This window comes from Aquimarina besae, assembly GCF_042434905.1.
Classification (GTDB): Bacteria; Bacteroidota; Bacteroidia; order Flavobacteriales; family Flavobacteriaceae; genus Aquimarina.
On record NZ_CP170199.1, the window covers coordinates 4,118,058 to 4,142,642 of the forward strand.

Annotated in this window: 18 protein-coding genes; 11 read left to right on the forward strand and 7 right to left on the reverse strand. The window is 34.2% G+C overall.

Features of this window, described 5'->3' with window-relative positions; all coding sequences use genetic code 11:
* The first annotated feature begins 5 nt into the window (after positions 1–5).
* The 8 genes from ACE94K_RS18305 to ACE94K_RS18340 all read left to right on the forward strand — a co-directional run bounded on the left by ACE94K_RS18305 (position 6) and on the right by ACE94K_RS18340 (position 11,229).
* Positions 6–1,367, forward strand: a complete 1,362-nt coding sequence (locus tag ACE94K_RS18305; protein ID WP_378175755.1) for a hypothetical protein — start codon at positions 6–8, stop codon at positions 1,365–1,367.
* 2 nt (positions 1,368–1,369) lie between these two features.
* Positions 1,370–5,458, forward strand: coding sequence for a DUF6531 domain-containing protein (locus tag ACE94K_RS18310; RefSeq protein ID WP_378175757.1), 4,089 nt, complete (start codon positions 1,370–1,372; stop codon positions 5,456–5,458).
* 4 nt (positions 5,459–5,462) lie between these two features.
* Entirely contained in the window at positions 5,463–6,347 is an 885-nt protein-coding gene (locus ACE94K_RS18315) for a hypothetical protein (RefSeq protein ID WP_378175759.1), read from the forward strand.
* Positions 6,348–6,549: 202 nt separating this feature from the next.
* Positions 6,550–7,293 carry a hypothetical protein gene (locus tag ACE94K_RS18320; RefSeq protein ID WP_378175762.1) on the forward strand — a complete coding sequence of 248 codons (744 nt, stop codon included), beginning with the start codon at positions 6,550–6,552 and terminating at the stop codon, positions 7,291–7,293.
* A gap of 94 nt (positions 7,294–7,387) precedes the next feature.
* Positions 7,388–8,065 (forward strand): hypothetical protein, encoded by a 678-nt coding sequence (locus tag ACE94K_RS18325; protein WP_378175765.1) that lies wholly within the window; start codon positions 7,388–7,390, stop codon positions 8,063–8,065.
* Positions 8,066–8,124: 59 nt separating this feature from the next.
* Complete coding sequence (locus ACE94K_RS18330) at positions 8,125–8,523, forward strand: hypothetical protein (protein ID WP_378175768.1); 399 nt, start codon at positions 8,125–8,127, stop codon at positions 8,521–8,523.
* A 130-nt stretch (positions 8,524–8,653) separates the two neighbouring features.
* Complete coding sequence (locus ACE94K_RS18335) at positions 8,654–10,858, forward strand: PAS domain-containing protein (RefSeq protein ID WP_378175770.1); 2,205 nt, start codon at positions 8,654–8,656, stop codon at positions 10,856–10,858.
* A complete protein-coding gene (locus tag ACE94K_RS18340) occupies positions 10,855–11,229 on the forward strand; it encodes a response regulator (protein ID WP_378175773.1) in 375 nt (124 codons plus the stop codon). The genes ACE94K_RS18335 and ACE94K_RS18340 overlap by 4 nt, the downstream gene beginning before the upstream one ends.
* 58 nt (positions 11,230–11,287) lie before the next feature.
* Here the strand turns inward: ACE94K_RS18340 and ACE94K_RS18345 are convergent, their stop codons facing one another.
* The 6 genes from ACE94K_RS18345 to ACE94K_RS18370 all read right to left on the reverse strand — a co-directional run bounded on the left by ACE94K_RS18345 (position 11,288) and on the right by ACE94K_RS18370 (position 18,653).
* On the reverse strand, positions 11,288–12,640 hold the full coding sequence (locus ACE94K_RS18345) for a DUF5458 family protein (protein WP_378175775.1): 1,353 nt from the start codon (positions 12,638–12,640) through the stop codon (positions 11,288–11,290).
* Between the two features lie 20 nt (positions 12,641–12,660).
* Complete coding sequence (locus ACE94K_RS18350; protein ID WP_378175778.1) at positions 12,661–13,110, reverse strand: hypothetical protein; 450 nt, start codon at positions 13,108–13,110, stop codon at positions 12,661–12,663.
* A gap of 61 nt (positions 13,111–13,171) precedes the next feature.
* Positions 13,172–15,652 (reverse strand): ATP-dependent Clp protease ATP-binding subunit, encoded by a 2,481-nt coding sequence (locus ACE94K_RS18355; protein WP_378175781.1) that lies wholly within the window; start codon positions 15,650–15,652, stop codon positions 13,172–13,174.
* A 311-nt stretch (positions 15,653–15,963) separates the two neighbouring features.
* A complete protein-coding gene (locus tag ACE94K_RS18360) occupies positions 15,964–17,073 on the reverse strand; it encodes a DEAD/DEAH box helicase (protein WP_378175784.1) in 1,110 nt (369 codons plus the stop codon).
* Between the two features lie 86 nt (positions 17,074–17,159).
* On the reverse strand, positions 17,160–17,558 hold the full coding sequence (locus ACE94K_RS18365; protein WP_378175787.1) for a hypothetical protein: 399 nt from the start codon (positions 17,556–17,558) through the stop codon (positions 17,160–17,162).
* A gap of 201 nt (positions 17,559–17,759) precedes the next feature.
* Complete coding sequence (locus tag ACE94K_RS18370; protein WP_378175790.1) at positions 17,760–18,653, reverse strand: DUF72 domain-containing protein; 894 nt, start codon at positions 18,651–18,653, stop codon at positions 17,760–17,762.
* 94 nt (positions 18,654–18,747) lie between these two features.
* On the opposite strand from ACE94K_RS18370, the gene ACE94K_RS18375 reads away from it, so the two are divergent.
* From ACE94K_RS18375 to ACE94K_RS18385, 3 genes are all read left to right on the forward strand, one after another.
* Positions 18,748–19,485 (forward strand): outer membrane lipoprotein-sorting protein, encoded by a 738-nt coding sequence (locus ACE94K_RS18375; RefSeq protein WP_378175793.1) that lies wholly within the window; start codon positions 18,748–18,750, stop codon positions 19,483–19,485.
* A 77-nt stretch (positions 19,486–19,562) separates the two neighbouring features.
* Positions 19,563–22,628, forward strand: coding sequence for a WD40/YVTN/BNR-like repeat-containing protein (locus ACE94K_RS18380; protein ID WP_378175796.1), 3,066 nt, complete (start codon positions 19,563–19,565; stop codon positions 22,626–22,628).
* A gap of 171 nt (positions 22,629–22,799) precedes the next feature.
* Entirely contained in the window at positions 22,800–23,210 is a 411-nt protein-coding gene (locus ACE94K_RS18385; protein WP_378175798.1) for a glyoxalase, read from the forward strand.
* A gap of 79 nt (positions 23,211–23,289) precedes the next feature.
* Here the strand turns inward: ACE94K_RS18385 and ACE94K_RS18390 are convergent, their stop codons facing one another.
* Entirely contained in the window at positions 23,290–24,564 is a 1,275-nt protein-coding gene (locus ACE94K_RS18390) for a tetratricopeptide repeat protein (protein WP_378175801.1), read from the reverse strand.
* Positions 24,565–24,585 lie beyond the last annotated feature (21 nt).

The window sequence follows — 24,585 nt, forward strand, 5'->3', positions numbered from 1 at the left end:
ACATTATGAACAACGAACATAATCCCATAGCACAATTAGTAACCACAATTCAACAAAAATGGATTGATGAGGTATCACCTAACAATCATATCCAGTTGGTCAGATGGCTCATCAAACCTGATCAAGCTAGATTGTACGAAGGTTTTTTGCGGCTAGAGTCTACACCAAATGGAGGTTTACCTGATGTTCCTATTGTTTTATTAACAGCTTTTGAAAATAAAGAAATACATAGTAAAAATTTAGTGAAAGACTGGATCGAGACTTTTAAAAAAGATGAAAACCTACAAAAGGATCTCGAATCAAGAAACCTCACGTTTGACTGGAACGTTGCTGATTTTGAAAAGAAACTTGAAAACGAAAATTCAGATTACAACGTATTACTTCTAGAAATGTTAAATACATTTCAGAAGGCAATGCCAAATCCACAAGTACCGCTTGTCCTTTCACTATACCCCTATTCTGTATCAGACACCAAAGAATATGGTAAATGGATTAATGTTATTGTAGAACTTGGACTTCCTGATAAAGTAAGACTTATGTTTTTTGATTATGTCGAAGAACGATATTTTGATCAGATCATCAAAAACCACCGTGACATAGCTACATCGCTGGCTGTTCCTTTAGATTTACAAGGAGCCATCAATAAAATTGCATCTGCGGGGGATCCAAATGATCCCGAAGTTCAGTTTAGACAATGTATGATCGAAATGTCTAAAAGTGTAACACAAAAAAAACTTTCCAGGCTGCATAGTTGGGGTAAAAAAGGATTAATGATCACACAAAAATCCGGTAATAAATCGGCTTTTGCTACAGCACACGTTATATATGCAGGTATGCTCTTTAGCTTTAAGGAATATAAGGCTATAGAAGAGCTGCTACAAAAGGGGTTATCAATTGCTAAACAAGGATTAGTAGCCGGAGAAGAAACGTGTAAACCCATCATTATTCAGAGTTATGGATATCAGGCCAGCTGTAAGCAATTACAAAAAGATAAAACTCAGGCTGCAGATTTGTTTTGCAAACAAGCAGATACTTCAATCGAATTCGGATTTGGGCCTCAAGCACTAACTGCTTGGTGGTTGGGATATAATGTAATAAAAAAGAAAGATAAACAAAGATATATTGATATCATCACTAACGCATATCATTTCGGAACGACGATTGCTCCAGAAATGATTAAGTCTACCTGTATGGCATATATAGCCGCTGACTATTACAATATCAATGAAAAAAACGGAGATAAAGATGAATGTAATTCTATACTTGCTTTTATGAATGAGATTGAAGGGGAAGGCTGGAGAGAAAAGGTAGAAGAACATCGAAAAGAAATGGAGAAAAAGAGTCTTTCAATATTAAACTGGTTCTAGTTATGTTATTAGCAAGTAAACATTTTACCCCGGTTATCGGAATTGACATCCACATTGTTATTATTCCGCCAGGAGTACCTGTGCCTATTCCGCATCCTTATATCGGTATGGTAGTAGATCCTATGGACTATGTTCCTATTATTGGCTCAACGGTGAATGTAAATTGTGTTCCAAAAGGAAATAGTGGTACCGCAGGAATGATCGGTACGGTAGTTCATATACCTATGGGCGGCCCGTTTGCTATGGCGCCAATGATCGGTCACGACTCCATGAACTTTTTCGGAAGTACCAAGGTTAGTGCCGAAGACGCTTACTTCACTCCTGCCGGATATATGACAATGACGTGTAATGATATCGGAATGCCCTTATCATTAACACCAGGTAAGAAAATGAAGCCAATACCAAGTTTATACTTACCATCATCTATGAGTATTCCTCTACCGATGGGTAAACCAGTAAACGTTGGTGGACCGTATGCTCCGGATTTGATGGGAATGCTAATGGCTTTGGTAATGTCCTATGGTTTTGGAGCATTGATGAAAGGTGCCGGAAAAGGATTGACAAAACTAAATCATAAAGTATTAAAAAAATTTCCTGCAACACAAGGTCTTAGTAAAAAGATGTGTAAAATGGGATTCGAACCGGTAGACTTGGTGACCGGTCGTATGGTGTATGAAGGAGAAGATTTTAGCATCGCCGGGCAAATACCTATTCGCTGGGAACGTAACTGGTATTCTGATTCTGAATATGAGGGAATCATGGGCCACGGAATGCATTGCAACTATGACTTGGCTTTGCATATTGATTATGATGAAGATGCTGTAGTAATGCGCCTACCGGACGGACGAATTACTTCTTTTCCATTATTGGTTACCGAAAATGAATCTTCCTACAACAGAACCGAAAAACTAACGCTGACTTTTGTAGATGGAAAAACTTACGAAGTAACAGATCACCAATCACAGCAAACCAATACCTTTACAAAATATACAGACACTTTATATAAGCCAACAAGTTTAAGAAACCCAGAAGGTTTTGAAATTCAATTCGTGTATAACGCAGTATATCAATTAGAGCAAATTATTGATACTGCCGGCAGAAGAATTGATTTGGAACTGGATTCAGCAAACAGAGTTACCAAAATCACTGCTACGCATCAAGGAGAAACCAGAACATTGGTGCAGTATGCATATAATCAGGATGGAGATTTAATTAGCATCATCGATGCATTAGATCAAGCCACGGAAATGGAATATGAAAACCATTTAATGATCAAGAAAACCGATCGTAATGGCCAAGCATTTTATTGGAAATATGACGGAAAAACAACGGGTGCTAAATGTATAGAAACCTGGGGAGACGGTGGAATATTATCCGGTACAATCGATTACAATGAAGGATATAATATCGTGACCAATTCACTAGGTCAGGAAAGCATCTATTACTTCAACAACCTCAATCTTTGTACTCAGGTTACAGATCCTATGGGTGATCATATATTTCACGAATATACTCCATTTATGGAACCCTACAGAGATATCGACGAAGAAGGAAACATCACCGGATATAGCTATGACGAGCGTGGAAATTTAACAGGTTTACATCAACCGGATGGTTCTGTGATTGGTTTTGTTTATGACGAAAAAGATCGATTGGTACTTACCAAAGATCCCGCCGGAGGTTCTGTAGTAAGAACTTTTGAAAATGATCGTTTACACGCAGTCATTGGATTGGATGGCGGAGTAACATCTTTTGAATATAATGAGCAGGGATTAATTCACGAAGTAAGGGACAATGCAGGAAACCGAACCTATCTGGACTATGACGAAGATCATAATTTGCATAAACTTACATTACCCAACGGAGCCGAATCCCACTGGGAGTATGATGCCTGGGGAAGATGTTTGCATACCAGAAACTCAGAAGATCACCAACAACAATTCTTTTATGATGAATTAGATCGTATTTATCAAATACGTCAGGCGGATACTAATATTGTTAAGCTTCAGTACAACGCCTATGATGAGGTAATCAAAACAATTGATCAAAAGAATCGTGAAATCAACTTTGAGTACACTCCTTTAGGAAGTCTAAAGATGCGTGAAGAAAATAGTGCCAAAGTGTATTTTAAATACGATACCGAAGAACAACTGAATACTATTACCAATGAACACAATGAGTTTTATCGATTTTCCAGAAATGAAAAAGGTGAAATCATTAGAGAGATTGGTTTTGATGGGCTTACCAGAAAATATGACAGGGATCGCGCAGGAAAAGTGATCAAAGTAAACAGACCAGACGATAAATACACAGAGTACGAATATGACCTGAATGGAAGAATAACCCGAGCAGAACATAGTGATGGTACCTGGGAAACCTATAGCTATGACCTGAAGGGAAACTTAATCGAAGCTGTTAACGAAAACAGTCGGGTACAACTCATTAGAGATACTGCCGGACGCATCATTGCAGAAAATCAGGATGGTCATTTGGTAGAAAGCGAATATGATAAGTTAAGCAACAGAACCAACATCACCAGTAGCCTGGGAGCCAACATCGCCCTGACCAGAAACAAACTTGGACTCATCGAAGAGATAAATGCTAATAGTTCTTCCCCTTCTCAAGAGGAAGATGCCAAAGGGGCAAATAGGGTTTGGAACGCCCAATTCTCCCACAACAGTCTCGGTATGGAAGTAGAGAGAATACTTCCCGGAGGAATTATCAATCATATCGAATATGATCACGCAGGCAGACCTATCCAACATAAAGTAACGGCAGGAAACAGAGAAATGCGTCATCGCACCTATACCTGGAATGTAAACGATCGACTTACCAAAATGGTCGATGAATTAACACGCGGAACCGTAGCCTATAGCTATGACGAGTTTAATAACCTGGCTAGTGCCCGATACGAAAACAAACAATTTGATTATAAATTACCGGATGAAGTAGGTAATTTATACAGAACCAAAGGAAAAGGAGACCGAAAATATGGAACCGGTGGACAATTATTAGAAGCAGACGGAAAGAAATTTAAATACGATGCCGAAGGGAATCTAATTACCAAAATTACTACCAAAGGAAACTGGGATTACGAATGGTATGGCAACGGAATGCTAAGGTCAGTAACCTCGCCAGATAACAAAACAACCGAATTTGAATACGACGCACTTGGCCGCCGCACTGCTAAAATTACGGATGTCAGCCTGAGCCTGTCGAAGGCCAATAAACAAATAACAAGATTCGTATGGGACGGCAACGTACCCATACACGAATGGAACTACGCGCTGAAAGACAGACCCGAACTGGTCGTAGACGAATACGGTATGCTTAAAGAAAGTAAGCCGGAACCTATAGAAAATCTGATTACCTGGGTATTTGACGAAGGCACCTTTAAACCTGCAGCCAAGATTACAGAGAATGACTCCTACTCTATCATTACCGACTATCTCGGCACACCTGTAGAAATGTACAACAGTCAGGGAGAAAAAACCTGGCAGGTAGAGTATGATATTTATGGAAAAGTACGTAAACTTGTAAAAGGTTCTTTGGATGATTGTCCTTTTAGGTACCCCGGTCAGTATGAAGATGTAGAGACAGGATTATACTATAATAGATTTAGGTATTATTCGCCTAATGAAGGTGTTTATATTAGTCAGGATCCGATAAGATTAAGATCTAGAGAGATTAATTTTTACTTATATGTTAATGATTCCAATAGTTGGGTTGATGAATTTGGACTTACTGGAACTTATTTCTTTACTGATGGAACTACTTCTTATGTAGGTAAAGGACCAGAGAATAGAATGAAAACTTCAATGAAACAACGCATTGGTGGTGAGGCTAATGCTACGAAAGGTTTACATGTGGATTATGGTAGTAATGATATGGGTTTAATGGTTGAGGCCGAATTGATGGATAGACATAATGCAGTTTCTGATACTGATTTTGATAATGCAATTAATTCACCTGGAAAGAAAAAATTAGCTGATGCCAAAGCAAATGATCCCGCATTGTATAAAAAAGTTATTCAGAATGCAGATGATTTTGAGGCAGAGTATAAAAAAGTAAAAGGTGTAAAGTGTAAATAAATTTATGGATTTCACAATTAGAGAAAATAATAACGGTCGATATATAAGTATTGATGCAAATGATTTCGAAGCAGGAATTAATTTTTTCACCAAACAAAGTAATCTATTTCAAATTCAGTTAAGAGGAGCCTACGGTCAAGAAAAACAAACCATAGATTTTAATGCTTTTGATAGAATAGCTCATCAATTAAAAATTTTATCATTTAGTGGTTTGAATGGCAAACTAGAAATAATAGAAAATTTAGATTCAATATATAACCTCGTAAACCTTCAAAAGCTTTTTATAAATGATAAAATTAATTTCAAACTTGATGTTTCCAAATTTCCAAAATTAACGGAACTTGGCGTTCTATTTTCAACAAAAATAACAGGTTTAGAAAAGCTTTCAGAATTGAAAAAATTGGTCATCTCTGGAGGTTATTCTAAAATAGATCTCGCATTTTTTCAAGAATTAAATTCTCTTGAAGAACTTCATATTTACAAATCTTCAAAACTTGAAAATTTAAAAGGATTAAATTATCTAAAGAATTTAAAAAAAATAAAGCTAGCTTATAATAATAAATTAAATAAAATTGAAGCAACGAAAGAAACTGATCTTAAAATTTTGCATATAGAAAAATGCAACCAACTTTCTGATTTTTCTTGCTTATCCGAAAATAGCATAATAGAAGAAATTTTTATCGACAACATTGCTTCGCTGTCTTTTATCAGAGATATGAACAGTCTTTATAAAATAAATTTCTTTCACTGTGAAGATGGAAATATGGAACCTCTCATAGCATCAAAAACACTGAAGCAAATTAATTTTCATCCCAATAAAAAACATTATACTCACACCATTGAAGAGGTTATTGAGATTACCGGTGCTCAAAGAGGAAGGAATAAATAATAACACATATTTTGAAATCTGTTTAGACGACTTTCATTCTATAGTGCTGACTATAATCTTCGGTGCATCTTGACACAGTTCTAAATAAATAGATATAGATTTGCGTCTGCTTTTTTTGGCAGGAGCAATAGCCAAGGAGAGAACCTAGTCAATTACCTTCATTAGATGAATTAGAATTTAAAGATTTAGGATGTAAATAATTATGAACATAAATAAATTACTGGAAAACGAGTTCATCAATCATGATGAATTAATAGAAAGCATTTTTGTTGAATTCAAAAATGCTAATAAAGAAAAATATGTTGCCCTATTTTTATCTAGTTTACATTCTAACAAAACTGAATATCGTAGTGGTTTATCTGTTTTAGCTATTCTTCAAAGCTTTCCTAAACATAAATTCGAGCTTAGAGAGGGCCAGAAATCTTCTAGAATATCACCGTGTAAAATATGTTCCAATTATCAACAAATAGAATCAGACATTGAATTGATTGAAGAATCATTTGAAGATGTTGGTGGTTTAACCGGTTTTCAGTTATTAGATTATTCTTTCTATTTGAATAAAACAAATGGATTGGAAACTGCGACCCCAACTAAAGAAGATTACAGAATATTTTCGGAGATTTTAGAAATATTGATAAATGCAGATAGTGAAGAAACCGTTAAGAAGACAGTTCAAAAACAAATATCTAAAATAAAAGGCTTCAAGTCCAATACTGAACAAAGACAGGCTTTGCTCGAAACTTTAGGATATTACAGCATTCTGGAAACCGATGAACATAAAGGGTTATTAAATCAATATATCAATTTGGCAACAGCCCCTTCTAAAACACACAGCTCAGATTGGAATTATCCGGTTGATTTTTGGTTAGGTAAAGATGGAATCAATAAAGAGGCTTTAAAATTCTGGTTTGGAGAATATCCTCAACTTCAAAAATTCTGGAAGTAAGCTATGAATGAACTCCTAGAAGCCGCAAAACGTAAATTCACTGATTGTAGAAATGAGGTATAAAAATGTTATTTTAGAGTTAAATTAAATAACAATGCTTTCCCCTAATAGCAAAACCTATCTCCAAGCATACAACACAAAACAAGGTAAAAGTATTCCATTATTCATAATGCAGAAACTGATACAATGGATAACCTCTACCTATCAAATAGCCCCGCTTACTGCAGTATATGAAACTCCTATTGAATACAGAGGAAATGCACCAAGACTAACCATAATCTTTGAGCATCCCGAAGATCAAAATGTTTTGCTAAACAAAAACGGTTTCACAGAAAATCAAATCAAAAAACTATCCATATTAAAAAAGTTCATTTCACTAGTGAATGAACTTAATCTTCAAAATAAATATGATACACAATCTCTATTTATAGTTTATGATAATTTTTCAGATTCCTTTAAAAGTATTTGTTTGCAAAAAATAATTTATAAAGAAAAGGGAGAAAAAATTATAAGAAATAAATTTCCTGAGCTCAATTTACTTTCATTTATAACGTATCACTATTGTTTGATTATATTCTTAGAAACAGAAAATGATTTAAAAGATGCGGCTAACAACGGAACAACAAATAGAATCAAGAAATCCTTATATGACCTAATTAAAAAACATGATTTGTTTAATTACATATCTTTCAATGATTTTCCGGTGCATTTTGATAGTAAAGAAAATCTGGATAAAAAATATGGAGGAAGTATGCGAGCTTATTTTGATTGATGAAATATGATTTCCAAATCTATATCCTATGTAGTATATTAGAGTTCTAATAACCATCAATGAAAAATCTAAAATCCTATTACATAGCTGTTTTTTTGCTTTATATACCTTTTTTAGGAATTACCCAGGAAAGTAATTCAGCCTATATTGAGACCGAAGCTGTAATAAAAGAAATAAATTTTAAAATTAAAAGTCGTCGTTCCTCGGCTACTGCAACTGTAGCATATCAAACATTAGAAGGCGATAGTCTTACTAGCACAGTTAAATTATTACATATTCCTTTTATTGGGCCCTTGGATGAAGAAGGTGATAGGATAACTATTTTATACAACAAAGAAACACCGTTACTGTTATCTACAAAAGGTACTTCTTTCTTACAAACCTATGGATTGTATATCCTTATTGGGTTTGGTGTATTCATTCTAGGATATAGATACATAAGAAAATCAAAAAGTTAAATATCTTCTTTTTTTATAAAATCATTTTGCCAAGACTTTAGTAGTAACTACAATTTTTTAAGTCAAAAAACCGTATTTCTTTATATAAATCATTTTTGTAACTTTAAGAATAGAATTACCTACTAGACATATGGCATTTACAGCGGACGAATTTGAATTTCTAACAGAAAAAACTTTATTATTTCTCATTATTTTAGATGATCAAGGAAATATTCTTAAAGTTAATAAACGTTGTGAAGTCGTATTTTTATTACCAATAGATAAAATTATTGGACAATCTATCTACAAATATTTACTGGATGAAGATGAATCAGAATTCAAAGAAACGATTTCTGAACTCTATAATAGTAAATCAAACCTCAATAAAACATTTGGATTCGCAACCTTAGTTTCTGATGCTATCTTATACCTAAAATTTGACCTTGTTTATCATAAAAACAAAATTTATGCGACTGGAATAGATGTGACAGAGGAAAATGAGGAACATAATTTTTTAAAATCGCTATCCAGATTAACCAAAACCGGCGCTTGGAATTTTGACCCTATTAATGATAAACTATACTTTTCTAAGGAGTGCTATCGGCTTCATGATTTAAAACAGGGAACTCCTATAACGATGCCGGAAGCTCTCTTATTTTATCCCAAAGAATCCAGGGAAAAGATCAAAAATTATTGGGATACTCTAATAAATTCAGGGACTCCTTACGATTATGTAGACAGACTAATAACTAAAAAAGGAAAAGAAAAATGGATACGAGTTATTGCAGAACCCGTGCTTCACAATGGCAAGGTTATTTTTATAAACGGAAGCTTTTCTGATGTAACAGAACAACACAAGTATATAGAGCAATTAAAACATAATGAAGAAACCAAAAAACTAGCGCTGAAAGGTATAAGGTCAGGTTTATTTGATCATTTGATAGAAACAAATATGGTCTTTTATAGCTTAGATTTTAGAAAAATGTTAGGATTACCGATCAGAAAGGATTTTGTACCTGAAGAAACCTTCAGAAAAATGATCCATCCCGACGATGTTGATCAAGCAGTAGAAAGACATCTGGAAAATCTTAAAAAACCCGGAAATCACTATTTTAACTACTACCGACTTAAACATCTGGATGGAGGATATCGTCACTATGAAATATACGGATATAGAAAAAAAAATGAAAAAGGAGATACCATTCGTATGGTCGGTAACCTAATAGATGTAGAACAGAAAAAAATAAACGAACGTACGATTGCAGAAAACCAAAGTCGATTATTAGCTATGATTAATAATGGATTTGCTTATACTATTTTACTGGACACAGCCGGAAAAATTTTAATGGCAGATGAAAATTCGATAAAGATCATTAAAAGAGATTTTGGAATAGATCCAAGAGTAACCCCTTGTCGTTTTATCGACGTAATGCCTCTTAATTTCAAAAATACGTTTGCACACGAATTTAATGAAGCTTTAAAAGGGCATACTGTTAAAAAAGAAATCGAAAGAATCATGCACAAAGGTTCTATTCAATGGCTAGAATCAAAATACACTCCGATTAAAGATCAAGAAAACAACATTAATAGTGTACTTGTAAGTTTTCACGATATTACTGAACAAAAATTAGCAGAACACGCTATAAAAGAAGCACACATAAAAGAGCAGGAATTAAGTAGCTTAAAATCAAATATCTTATCAAATTTTAGCCACGAAATCAGAACTCCGCTTAATGGCATTATGACCATTAGCAATCTACTTCTTCTTGGTGAAGAAAATCCTAAGGAACGTAAGAAATTAGCCACTTATTTAGACGAAAGTAAAGAGCGTTTGCTTACTACCATAAACAACTTGTCTCACTTTAGTGAGATAGAAACTATTCAAAAAAATCTTAAACTAGTTGAAGTTGATGTAAACTATACGGTAGAAACCTCATACCGTGAATACCGCCATTTTGCAAATTCTAAAAATCTAAAATATATTTTGGAATTAGATGAGAGCTGTCCATCTGCTATCATTGACAAGGATATTTTTCATACCGCTATAAATAATATCATTCATAATGCGATTAAGTATACTAGTAAAGGGAAAGTAATTGTAAAAATAAAAGCAAAGAAAAAGAGTATTAAGATCGTAATAAAAGATACGGGAATTGGGATCGGGAAAGGAAATTTAAGAAAAATTTTCGATCCTTTTATTCAAGAAAGCATAGGATTAAGTCGTAAGTATGAAGGCACCGGTATTGGTTTAAGCTTATCCAAAAGATATATCGAAATCCTTAGTGGAAAAATTAAAGTTATTAGTAAATTAGATCGTGGAACAGAGTTTATCATTACAATCCCAAGAAATATATGAATATACTTTACGTAGAAGATAATAAAATCAATGCAATGGTGATGAATAAAATGCTATCCAAAAACGGATCGAATGTAATGATTGCAGAAAACGGTTCATCAGCTTTAAAAATTGTGAAGCAAACACCTCTTGATTTAATACTGGTAGATATTAACCTAGGCCTAAATCAAATGGATGGTTGCGAATTACTAGGGCGTTTTAAGAAACTGGATGCCTTAAAAGATATTCCTATATATGCGGTAACGGCCTATGCCATGCCAGGCGATGCCCAAAAATTTCTGAAGATCGGTTTTGATAAATATTTTTCGAAACCTGTCAATTTTGAAAAACTACTGTCTGCTATTTCAGGGGTAAAGTCCAGGATAACATAAAAAAACGAGCGCTACAAAGTAACGCTCGCCTATATTTAGAAATTAATTTTCATTGTTCTTATTGTTGCTCATAATCAGAATCCCAATCTGTCCCATCATCTCCTTTTTGACCATCCATTTTGATCATAAAGTTCTTTGCCGGGAAATAAGGTTTCATATGAATATCTAAATAGACTCTATCCTTTTGATTAGGATCTTGCTCGAAGCGCTTAATTGAAAAGTCCTCTATTAATTGATCGGGACCGGTTATTCCATCAAGGAATTTTACTATTTGACCCATCAATTCTTTTCGGGTTCTGGCGTTAAAGTTTTCGAATGCTCTTCTGTTCAAGAAATCCATTAATACCTTTGTCACATAATCGAAAACCCTTACCACAGAATACGTTTGTAAACCAAGATTGTCTCCATTAAATAAGGTTTTAGCAGAAAAAGCCATTACTTTTCCATATTCATTAACCATAGGTACTAATCCTAGTTTTTCTAGTTGAGCGATTTCACTTTTCTTCAAATCGAATCGAACGCCATCAACTTCATTAATTCCTCCGTGTTTCTTACCTGCGGCAACCTGTGACATCAAAGTTCTGTATACTTGACCAGCCAAAGCACTAGAAGGTGGAACGAAAAGATCATCTTCCTCTCCAACCTCATCGTGTTTACCTCGTCCTACCAACCAGTTACAAGCCATCATGACGTTGGATCTATATTTGTCCCCACCAGTTAGATTGGCAGCTTCAAACATCTCCATAACATCATCTGGTTCATCTAGGTGCTCAAAATCAGTAATCATCATTACTTTATTTTCGTGAGCAATTTTTGCCCATTTTTCTACTACCTTATTAGAACCAAGATATCCCGGAATCACCAATAAACCATAATTATCTCTCAAATCAAGACGATCATACCCCTGCACTAATTCCTCTTCAATTGCATCTATAAATCTGGTATTATCCAAATCCTTAAGCTGCTCAAGCTCTGCATTCATGATGTTAATATTCTTAACCTTTTGAGATTCTGTATTCTTAAAAAATAGGGCTACAGACCTATAAGACTGCTCTAATTCTCTGGTTTGCTCTAGAGCCGCACCTAAATTTTTCTCTAAAGATTTACCCGCAATTGCAGAACGTTTTTCCGATTCCTCTACCATTTCTGATATATCATCAGAAGATGATAAAATATCTCTCCAAATCTCTAACGTTTTTTGAAGTTTAGCCCTTTCTAATTTCTTTGTGGATTCTGTTAGAAAAATCTTCTTACGCGCTTTACGATCCGGATTCATATTCTGAACGTCATCTATGCACGCTTCTAAAAGATCAAATCCACCATATCTGGCTAATTTTTCTTCATTTATCTTTAGTTCCTTTGCCGGATTTTCTATTTTAACGCTCTCTTGAGCTTGTTTTCCTGCTGCCATGTATTCTGTGCTTTATCTTTTTAACCTTGTTGTAATTCTGCTAATAATGATTCTATGGATCTTATTAATGCTTGTTTTGCATCAGGATCTGCTAAGGCAGTTTTTAAGATCTTATTGGATTTAAGCTGTTTTACAACTTTAAGATACTGATCTTTTTCAGTATCCAAATCGTTTAAAAACTTACTCTGGTTTATAATTCCTTTTTTACCAAAATCTCCTAAATGGTTAAATTTCAGCATTTCTTTACTTTCTACTCCATCAGCATCTTCAAATTCTACTTCTACTTCTGGTTTGTAGTTTTCAAATACATGATCGATCGATGTCAACCCACTCACTATTTGTGGTTTAATTGGTTGATCCTGTGTTAATTTTTGAACAAGAAGTGTTTTATTTTGTCCGATTTCCAATATCGCTTCACTGGCATCGGTTTTTACCTCTGTCCCTCCTAATCCATATGTGTTATTGCCCATATTTTCTCTAAATAAAAATTGTGAATTATAAATATACTAATTTTATTGCAGCATACCGTCTTTATTCGTATGACCACTCCATTTTTTCATCTTTAACATCAAGTTTTACATTACTCCCTTTGCCTATCTTACCAGTAATCAGCATTTTGGACAAAGGACCTCTGAGATCAGTTCTGATAACTCCTCGTAAAGGTCTCGCGCCATATTTGGGGGTAAATCCCTTATATGCCAGAAATTCCTGTGCCGCTTCGGTTAACTCTAATGTTACTTCTTGTTTATTTAATGCTTTATGTAAATCCTTTAATTGGATATTAAAAATCTTCACTACATTTTCTTTTGTAATCGGAGCAAAAGGTACTATTTCTGTTAGTCTTCCTAAAAATTCTGGTCTGAAATGTCTGGACATAAGCTCCAAAAGATCAGATGATTTAGGTATTTCTCCATCGGTAAATGACTTAACCACATGTTCGCTCCCTATATTTGACGTAAACAGAATAACAGCATTAGAGAAATCACCTGTTTTACCTAGTCTATCATTTAATTTTCCTTCATCCAATATTTGAAGAAAAATGTCAAACACCGAAGGATGAGCTTTTTCGATCTCATCAAATAGCACAATTGAATACGGTTTTTGTCTTATTTTATTTACTAACAGACCTCCTTCTTCATAACCTACATATCCCGGAGGTGCCCCATATAAAAGCGCGGCAGAGTGCTCTTCTTTAAACTCAGACATATCAAATCTGATAATAGCATCTTCTGTCTGAAACAAGAACTCTGCTAATGACTTTGCCAACTCAGTTTTACCAGTTCCCGTTGGTCCCGTAAAAAAGAAAGAACCTGTGGGTAATCCCGGTTTACTTAAGCCCGATCTTGATTCCAACACTGCTTCAGAAATCGTTTTAATTGCATGATCCTGTCCTATCACTCTCTTTTTAAGATGATCTTCCATATTCAACAATCTTTCCTTTTCATCCGCTTGTAGCTTACCCACAGGAATACCTGTTTTATTAGCTATAGTTGCAGAGACATCGTTTTTATCAACCAATGTTTTTTCTTCAGAAGCTTTCTTAAAAAATTGATCAAGAATAGAAACGATCTTACTTTTATAATTATCAAAAGTCTCTTCGCCTAAAACCATTTCATCCTCGCCCAATTCTGTAAATAAGAGATAACTAAATTTACTTTTCAGATTATTGTATATCCAACTTACAGATGATATTTTTTCGGATTCTTCTAATTCTTTCTCTCCGATTTCTTTTACTTCCTTTAATAGTGCCTCTACATTATTGGCAGTAGTTTCAATCATATATCTAGAGGCTGACATTGTTCTATCTATAAGGTCAATAGCAGCATCCGGAAGACTCCTGTCTTTATTAAATCTTTTAGAAAGTCGTATGGCTTCTGCAATCGTCTCATCAATAATATCGAGGTTATGATGCTTTTTATATTTATCGATGGTATTGGAAATCATGGTAAGCGCGTCTTCTTCTGAGGGTTCATCTAGCGATACTATTTCAAATCTTCTGGCTAATCCCTCATCGATCTCTATATGCTTTCTAAAAGCGTCATTAGTAGCTGTAGCTATGAAGGTCACTTCACCTTTGGCTAACTCTGATTTTAGGATATTAACCAGTCCTTGGTTCCCACTATTTTTATCGGTTAGATTATTAATCTCATCAATTAACAACACAGGTTTGTCAAATTCCTTTAATGCGACAATGATTTTCTTAAAGCGATCTTCGACCTCGCTTTTGTAACTAGCTCCTGATACCAGATTAATAAAATCCAGTTCATAAATCTGAGCGTCTTTTAATCCTTCGGGAACATTACCGTTAACAACTGCCTCTGAAAAACCATCCAAAAGCACCGTTTTTCCAACACCTGGCTCTCCAGTTATCAATACATTAGGTTTAGAATGTCTTCCTAATATTTCTGTAATCATTTTCACCTCTGCATCCCGACCAAAAACATCATCTAATTGCTTATTCTTTGCTGCAAAAGTTTTATCAAAACAATATTCATCAAGGATACCAGAATCACCTTTGGATGATGCTGTACCCAAAGCTGTGCTTTTAGCTTTACCTCCTTTTATTGTTGCTCCTTTCCCTTGTGTAGCGGCAATTAAAACTTCATCAGCTTTTAAGGGTAACGTTTTTAGTTGTTCATAAGAAAACCCAACACCTGGTGTACACAATGCTATTAAAACCGCCTTTGGAGTGATTTCATCTTCTCCCAGTTTCAATTTAATAGTATCAGCTTCATTAAATACAGCTTCAATTGATTTATCACCGCTTACGGTATCAGGTATATTCACAACTCTAGGTAGTGCTTCTATTCTCACCTCAGACCATTCCTCATAGTAATAAATATCCCCATCAATTTGATTGAAAAAATCTTTGAGTCCAACGTCCTTATGCAAAAGAGCTTTTAGTAAATGAGCAGCATTATACTGATCATTATGATACTCTTTGGCAATAGATTGTGCTATATGAATAGCATTAGTTATTTTTGGAGATAATGTATAATCTAGTATTTGCATGAAGTTGGTTTTTCGTAAAGTAAATAAATAACACAGTAATTAGCAAAAAATTATTAAACACCCCAACACAAATTTTAATATTCTTAGATATTGAAGTCTTTTTTTGATAACAACGATAATATTCTAGACTTTCACCAATCAAAAGTACACTATTTTGAAAAGCCTTCTTACCTAGTTTTTTGGTAAAACTAGCACCCTGTTTTCAGGGTATTCTAATGTTTTGTTTCTTTTTCAGTTTACAATTACGGGAACTTTAAATGATTTACATCTAAGTCCTCTTTTTTTTTTAAAATAAAAAGAATATAAAGGTTTTATCGAATCTGCGAAAACCTTATGCCTAACTGCTTTTCTAAATCTCTTATGACCTTTAGTTCCTGTTTTACTATTAATGCAAGTGAAAGCCCTGTTTTTCCGGCTCTTGCAGTCCTACCACTTCGGTGTGTATAATATTCTATCTGATCTGGTAGTTGATAATGGACTACAAACGCTAAATTAGCCACATCGATACCTCTGGCAGCAACATCTGTAGAAACTAACAATTCGAGAGCACCTTTTTTAAAGGCTCTCATTACCTTATCTCTGTCCTTTTGAGTCATATCACCTTCTAGTAATCCAACTTCATAGTTTTTTGCTATCAGTTGTTTGGATAATTTTCGGGCAGCCGCTTTGGTTTTGGTAAAAATGATGCCTCGTTGATTTTTTTGAGACTTAAGAAAATATGTAAGAGTATCTAATTTGTTCGCTTCCTCACCAATTACAAAATGATGCTCAATGCCTTTGTTCACGGTATCTTTTTTATCTACTGAAACCCGAACAGCATTTTTATCCACATAAGAATTGATGATATCATGGAGTGCTGATGGAATCGTTGCAGAAAAAAGCCATATGTTTCTGTGACCCTTGGTTTTACTAAGGATTGTTGTAAGGTCTTTTTTAAACCCCATACTTAACATCTCATCGGCTTCATCCATTACGATGGTTTTGATTTTGGAAATATCTACTGCTTTTCTCTCAATAAGATCTATCAATCTTCCTGGAGTCGCAACGATGATATGAGTAGGACGTTTTAATCTAGAGAGCTGAATTTCTATTTTTTCACCACCATAAACCGATTCTGTGAAAATTTTATCTGTATATTTAGTAAACTTAAAAAGTTGTTTTGCTATCTGTTGCCCAAGTTCTCTAGTAGGTGATAGTATCAATGCTTGTACCTCTTTCTTTTGAGCATCGATATTTGCCAATAGAGGAATCCCAAAAGCTGCAGTTTTCCCTGTCCCTGTTTGGGCTTTACCAATAAAATCTACTTGGGTATTTAGTAAAATGGGAAGAGCTTGCTCTTGAATTTTAGTCGGAACGGTAATCCCCATTTCTTTAAGACCTTTATTTAAGTCTTTAGGAACTCCTAATTCTAAAAATGTCATCCTTATCTTATTTTAGGTACAAAAGTAAACGAATATATCTACTACCCAATAAAAAAGGAATTTGAAAATGTTATAAAACTAAAGAACTAGCACGAAATTTTCATGAAATAACCAAATAACTGTTTTTTCAAGGTCAATCCTCTTTTATGGAAGTGAGATTTATCCATACAAAATCCTCCAGAACAATTAAAATCAGCTCCTTCATCTGATGAAATGATATCGATTAGAGATATATGACTACTATCTAAATTCAAAGGTTGTATGTGAAGATCGTGCTCATGTTCATCGTGACTTCCATTTGACACGTAAGAAAAAACTTTCTTTTTAAGTATCTCTTTATGTTCGAATAACCCTAGTTGACTAATTTGAGTCTCATCATAAATAAAAGCGTCTGAGTTATCGGGAAACACAATACTTTGTGCCTGTAATGAAGAAACAAACAATATAGAAAAGAATAATAAAATGGAGTGTAGTCGTTTAGTCATATGTATCTATTTTGGTTTGTTAGAACAAATTCAAATTAAGGGCGTTTTTAAAAAGATCTTTACAAATTCGAGTAACAAGTTTTTAAAACATCGGCAAAATACATATAAATCAGATTAAGTGCAATTAATTTTTAAATTTTAACATTTTATAATCCGATTTGACCTACAACTACGTGTTATAGTTCATTTTTTGGTGAATTATCACCCAAATAACGTAGCTCCGTCAGATGAATGGTTCGGTAGACTGAGGTCAGTTCCTACATTCTTATTGAGTAATTCAATGAAATATTTGGATAAGAGAGGGGATTCTTTCTCGATATTTTGATGAACAAAAAAGTGAATATCTTCTATTCCTTGATTTTTCCAAGATTTTAATCTACTAACCCAGTCTACCAACCTGGTATAATCTGTTTCGTGATTTGCCCCTACATATCGAATAAATGCTTCTTTATTGGTAAGTCTCATATGAAGCAAATCCCTTCTTCCTGCGGAATCCGTGATAATATTTGCAATATTATTATTCTCCAGTAAATCATAAAGTTCGCTGGCAACAGTATAATCATTAAACCAATCTGTATGCCTAAATTCTATGGCCAATCGCAACTCTTTTGGCCATCTATCTACAAAATTAATTACTCTATCAAAGTATTTAGGAGAAAAATTACTGTGCATTTGTAAAAAAATAGTTCCTAACTTTTCTTTTAAATGAATAGCGCTCGCCAAATATTGATCTACATATGGCTGTACATCCTCATTGAGTCGTTTGAGATGAGAAATATTCTGAACTAGTTTAGGAAAAAATTTAAATCCATCTGGAGTCTTATCATACCATTTTTTAAATTGATCCTCAGGAAAAATTCTATAAAACGTAGCATTTAATTCTATGGAATTAAATTGTCTTGAATAGTAATGTAATTCATCTTTTGTACCTCTTGGATAGAATCCCTTCAAATCTTGTTTATTCCATTTAGCACAACCAACATATACAGATAACTGCTTATGACTTGCTTTTTTTAAGACTTTTGAAGTATCCTTATGATCTTCAGGTAATGTAAAATCTATATCTTCAGGGTGTTCTACTTTTCCGAATTGCATTATGAAAAAAATTTAAAAAATATTGAAATAAATAGTGTAACAAAAATAGGATTCGAATGACTAACTTTACAGTAACAACATTAAAAAACACAAAATGAATACTTTAAAATCGTTTATTGTAGCATTGATTATAGCAATTATTGCTCCTGCAAATGCTCAAACTGCTGATGAAATTATTGCGAATTACCTAGAAAATACCGGTGGAAAAGAAAACTGGGAAAAACTAGAAGGAGTAGAAATGGTTGGGGTGATGAAAATGCAAGGAATGGAAATTCCTTTTGAGCAAGTATCTACCAAAGATGGTAAGCAATTAATCACTATTGAATTACAAGGAAATAAGATGATCTGGTCTGCTTTTGATGGTAATACTTCTTGGCAGAGAAATCAGATGACGATGGAAGCTGAAAAAAGTGATAATGAAACGACTGAAAACATGAAGAAGCAAACCAAAGATTTCCCTGATCCTTTTCTAAATTACAAAGAGAAAGGATATGAAGTAGAATTAGTTGGAAAAGAAACGGTAGATGGTACTGAGACATTTAAAATTAAAATTACCAAAGATCCAATTATTGTAGACGGTCAATCGTTACCAAACATCGCGCACTATTATTTTGATACTGAAAATTTTGTTCCAATTATAATGGAGACACAACTAAACCAAGGTCCTGCAAAAGGTCAGACAATCAAAACATCATTAAGTGACTACCAAGAAGTGAATGGTGTTTATTTTCCTTTTACTATTGGTAGTGATTTTCAAACTATGAGTTTCAAGGAAATTAAACTTAATCCAGAGGTTGACAGCGCAAAATTTGCCTTCCCTGAGAAAAAATAAACGATCATATATATTTTAAATCCCCAATGAAATGGGGATTTTTTTTCATATAAATTACAAATCAATCAAAAATAATTATGAAGAAAAAAATTATAATCGCCGGGCTTAGCGTTATATGTTCATTAGGAATACAAGCTCAAGATATTGTCCTTAAAGGCAAAGAACTTTTTGGGAAATTAGAAGCAAGGCATATAGGGCCTGCTCTGATGAGTGGTAGGATCATTGACCTAGAAAATCATCCAACCAATGATCGAATAATTTATGCTGGAACTGCAGGTGGTGGAGTCTGGAAATCATCTAACGGAGGTGCAAGTTTTGCCCCCATATTTGATGATTACGCACAATCTATAGGAGTTGTAGCGGTTGATCCCAGCGATCCTGACAATACTATATGGGTTGGAACTGGGGAAATATGGACCAGAAATAGTGTTTCTGTCGGAGATGGATTATACAAGTCTACAGATGGTGGTGCCAACTGGAAAAAAGTTGGATTTGAAAATTCGGAGAGAATAAGTAGTATAGAAATTAATCCTAATAATTCGAAGGAAGTATACGTAGGTGTCTTGGGGGCACTATGGGGAGATAGTGAAGAACGAGGTGTATATAAAACTACAGACGGTGGAGAAACTTGGGAAAAGATCCTTTATGTAGATCAAAAAACTGGTGCCAGTGAATTGCTCATGGATCCAAATGATCCGAATACCCTCTATGCAGCAATGTGGGAATTTAGAAGAACAGCTTGGGATTTTAATTCTGGGGGACCTAATAGTGCCTTATATAAATCAACAGATGCCGGAAAAACCTGGAATAAGATACATAATGGATTTCCAAAAGGAGACCTAGGACGATTTGCCCTAGCTATTGCTCCTTCGAACTCCAAAATTGTATATGCAGTTGTAGAAAGTAAAGAGGATAAAGGACTTTATAAATCTGAAGATGCAGGAGCCAATTGGAAACTACTTAATGGAGATTTTGGATTAGTTGTAAGACCCTTTTATTTCTCCAGAATTGTTGTAGATCCCAAAAATCCGGATATTGTTGTTAAAGGAGGTCTCTCTGGTTCCATTTCTAGAGACGGCGGAAAAACCTTTAAAAATTTGGGTAACATGCATTCGGATATTCACGATATAACTTTTGACATCAATAATTCTGACAGAATGTATGTGGGAACCGATGGCGGTGTTTACAGGAGTTGGGATGGAGGCGCTACCCTAGATATTGTAGATAACTTACCTCTTTCTCAATTCTATCATATCAGTGTAGATAACGAAGAACCATATAATGTATATGGTGGATTACAAGATAACGGATCTTGGTATGGACCATCATCTTCTCCGGGAGGTATTGAGGCTAGGGATTGGAATCGAGTTGGTGTTGGAGATGGATTTAGAGTATTAAGGCATCCAACAAAAAAGATCATTTATTCCGAAATGCAAGGTGCACAAAGTGTTTGGAGATATGATATTGAAAAAAATAGCACCAAAGATGTAAAACCTCTTAATGTAAAAGGAAAAGCAGACCTAAGATTTAACTGGAATGCTCCGATGGCAATAAGCACTCACAAGCCCGATAGATTCTATATGGGAAGTCAGTTTCTGCATATAAGTGAAGACATGGGTGATAATTGGAAAATCATTTCTCCGGATTTAACTACAAACGATCCTGCAAAACAAGATAAAGAATCAGGAGGAATTTCTGCCGATAAATCAGGTGCAGAAACACATACTACCATTTTTACTATTGCAGAATCACCTTTAGACGAAAAAGTAATCTGGGTTGGAACAGATGACGGAAACGTTCAAGTGACTCAAAATGGAGGAACCACCTGGACAAATACAGTAGCTAATATTCAAGGGTTACCAAAAAACACCTGGGTCTACCATATAGAGGCAAGTAGCCACGATAAAGGTACGGCTTATGCCGTATTTGACGGACATGCTCAAAATGATATGAAACCATATGTCTACAAGACTACAGATTTTGGTAACTCCTGGACATCTTTAGTCACTGATGATATTGTAGGCTTTGCCAGAAACATTCAGGAAGATTACGAGAATAAAGATTTACTTTATTTAGGAACAGAATTTGGACTATTTATAACCATAGATGGCGGAAAGAATTGGTCTAGATTTACTAACAATATGCCTGCAACTGCTGTACATTTTATCGATTTACAGAAAAAAACTAACGACCTTGTGTTAGGAACACACGGTAGAGGGGTCATAATTATTGACGATATCTCTCCTCTCCGTCAAATTAATCAAGATGTATTAAAAAAAGATGTACACTTTTTTAACACGAAGCCTTTTGCAATGAAAGAAGAAGGTGGATTTGGTGGCGGTAGCACAGAGTTACAATTTGTTGGAGAGAATCCTAGAAGTTCTGCACAGATCATTTATTATCTGAAGAAGAGACATACTTTTGGTAAAATGACATTGGCTATTCAGGATCAAAATGGAAATGAAGTGGTCTCTTTAGTTCCTAGCAAGTCCAAAGGAATAAATATTGTAAATTGGGATTTCAGGAAAAAAGCACCTAAAGTGGCTGCCGGTAAAACATTTACATTTGGGGGGTTTACGGCTCCTAGAGTTAATGCTGGTACTTATAAAGTGGTTCTAACAAAAGGAAAAAACACCTATGAAACCCAGATTACCATTAAGAATGATCCTAATTCTATTATTACTTCAGCAGAAAGAGACTTACAGTCTAAAATTACGAAAGAGTTATTTGATGATATGGAAGATCTTGCATATCTAGTGTATAGAATTGATGAGACTTTAAAGAAAGCTGAAGAAGTAGCGGACAAAGATCCAAAAGCTAAAAAAACGACATCTGCGGTGATCAGTGAATTAAACTCACTAAAAGAAACATTAGTAGTAACCACTGGTGACAGTTATGTAGCAGAAGCAGAACCTCAATTACGTGAAAAACTTTCAAATTTATATAGCGATGTTGCTAATAATTTTGAAAAGCCTTCTTACGCACAACTCGAAAATAAGGAAGTATTGGAAACAAGATTACTGGAAGCCCAGACGTCTTACCAAAAAATTGAAGCCAAGCATATCAATAAATTAAAGAAATACTTAGAGAAAACTAATGCAGGATCAATAGAGATTCAAACTAAAGAAGAGTTTCTTAAATAAGAAACTCTTAATTAAATTAAAGTAGAAAAAGAAGTCCCTTTTTTGGGACTTCTTTTTTTAATAAAACTTACTTATTGAAAATATACACTGTTCATAAGTCGTTTACAACTAAACAAAGGACAACTGATTTCGGATAAAACATTTAATTAATTTTAGTAAACACTCTTTATTATGGAAAACAGGGAATCAAATTTATTGGCAATGAGGCCACAAATTTTAAATGCAAGAGTATCTGAAAACATGTCTAAGGATGAACAGTTTCAGAACCAAACAATCAGACCTATAATTAAACTTCAGGGAGAATTACTGGTTGCAGTTTTTATAAATTATATTAAAAAGAGAAAAAATACTTTTTATGAATTAAGCTTAGAAAAACGTTTAGTCTTTATTGATAACGCAATACAGAAGGATATGAAATTCAGAAATAGTTTAAAAGGGATGATTATCGGTCAGTTTACTGTAGATGAATACACAACATATATTCAAAATTCCTCTTCATTAAATAAAAGAATGATGAATATTGTACGTGAGCGCCTGCATAGTAACATTCAGCTGCTGGAACGTCCTTTGGTAAACTATTAAGAACAAATTGAAATAAAATAAAAAGTGCGTATCAATAATGATACGCACTTTTTATTATTTAAAAACTTTATAAATTAAATTAGTTACCTCCTTCTAAAGCTTTCAATTTATTTTTCATATCCTCAGCTTTAGGATCATCTAACTGATAAAAAATCTGCATCAGCGTACGTACTGCTTCAACATTATCTGGTTTAGATTCTAAAGCACCTTCTAAATAAGGAACAGCTTCTTTATAAAGATCCTGTTTCTGTTTTTTTAGTTCATCAAATCTTTTATAATCAGCAGAAGATCCACCAAGACTGTTCATTTCATCATTTAATGAATTAGCTTTGTTAATTATTATAGATGAGATATTAATTTGAGCAGATGCATAATCAGGTTTTATCTCTAAAGCTTTTTTATAATATTCTATTGCTTTATCATTATCACCTAATTTCGAAGCACTTACACCTAAGTTATATAATAAATTAGGGTTTTCAGGATCATTAGCAACAATTTGTTGCATCAGCTCTTGATACTTAGTAAGGTTACCTAACTTATAAAACATATTAGCCTCTTCTTGCATCAGTGCAGGATCATTTGGATTTTGTTTTTTTGCAGCTTCCATCGCCTTTATAGCTTCTTCATCCTTACCTTGGGTAATATAAATAAGTGCTATGTTTTTTGTGATTTCTGCTTGTCTAGATTTAGTTTGGGTAACTTCTGGCTTGATATGAGTACCTGCTTTAACAGAAAAATCTCTCAATTCTTTAGAATCAAAAGGATCTACTTCTCCAGTTTCTTTGTTAGTAGCTGTATATTTATTTTCAATTCCTTTATAACCAAGATCAATTAACTCGTTATAGTACTTTAACGCTGTATCATAGTCTTTACCATTTACAGCATTGGAAGCAGCAAAATAAAGAAACGAAGTGTCACTTTTTTTAGTTCTGTAACCTAAATAAAGTTTTTCGGCAGCCGCTGTATTGTTTCCTGCCTTTTGATCAGCCACCGCCTCGTTCACTAAAGCTTGACGTATTTCCTGTATTCCTTTATCTGCTTCTCCAGAATATTTGTTACTACCTGAAGCCTTTTCGATCTCTAATACTTTTGCATAGGCCATTGCAGCCTTTTCAGTATTTGCTAATGATTTTTCTTTTGACGCAGCAGCAACTTGACCTTTAATCAAATAGAATTGTGCTTTCATCTTGTCATCTGCGGCTTCCAGTTGACCTTCTGCAGATGTTAAGGCTTCATTAGCAACTTCTAGGTTACCAGATTTCAATGCCTTTTTGGCAGCGCTGATTGCTTTCTTTTGTGAAAAACCTATAGCACCAATGGTTAAAAAAAATGCTACAATAAACTTAGTTCTCATTCCTCTTTTCTTTTTAGGGAT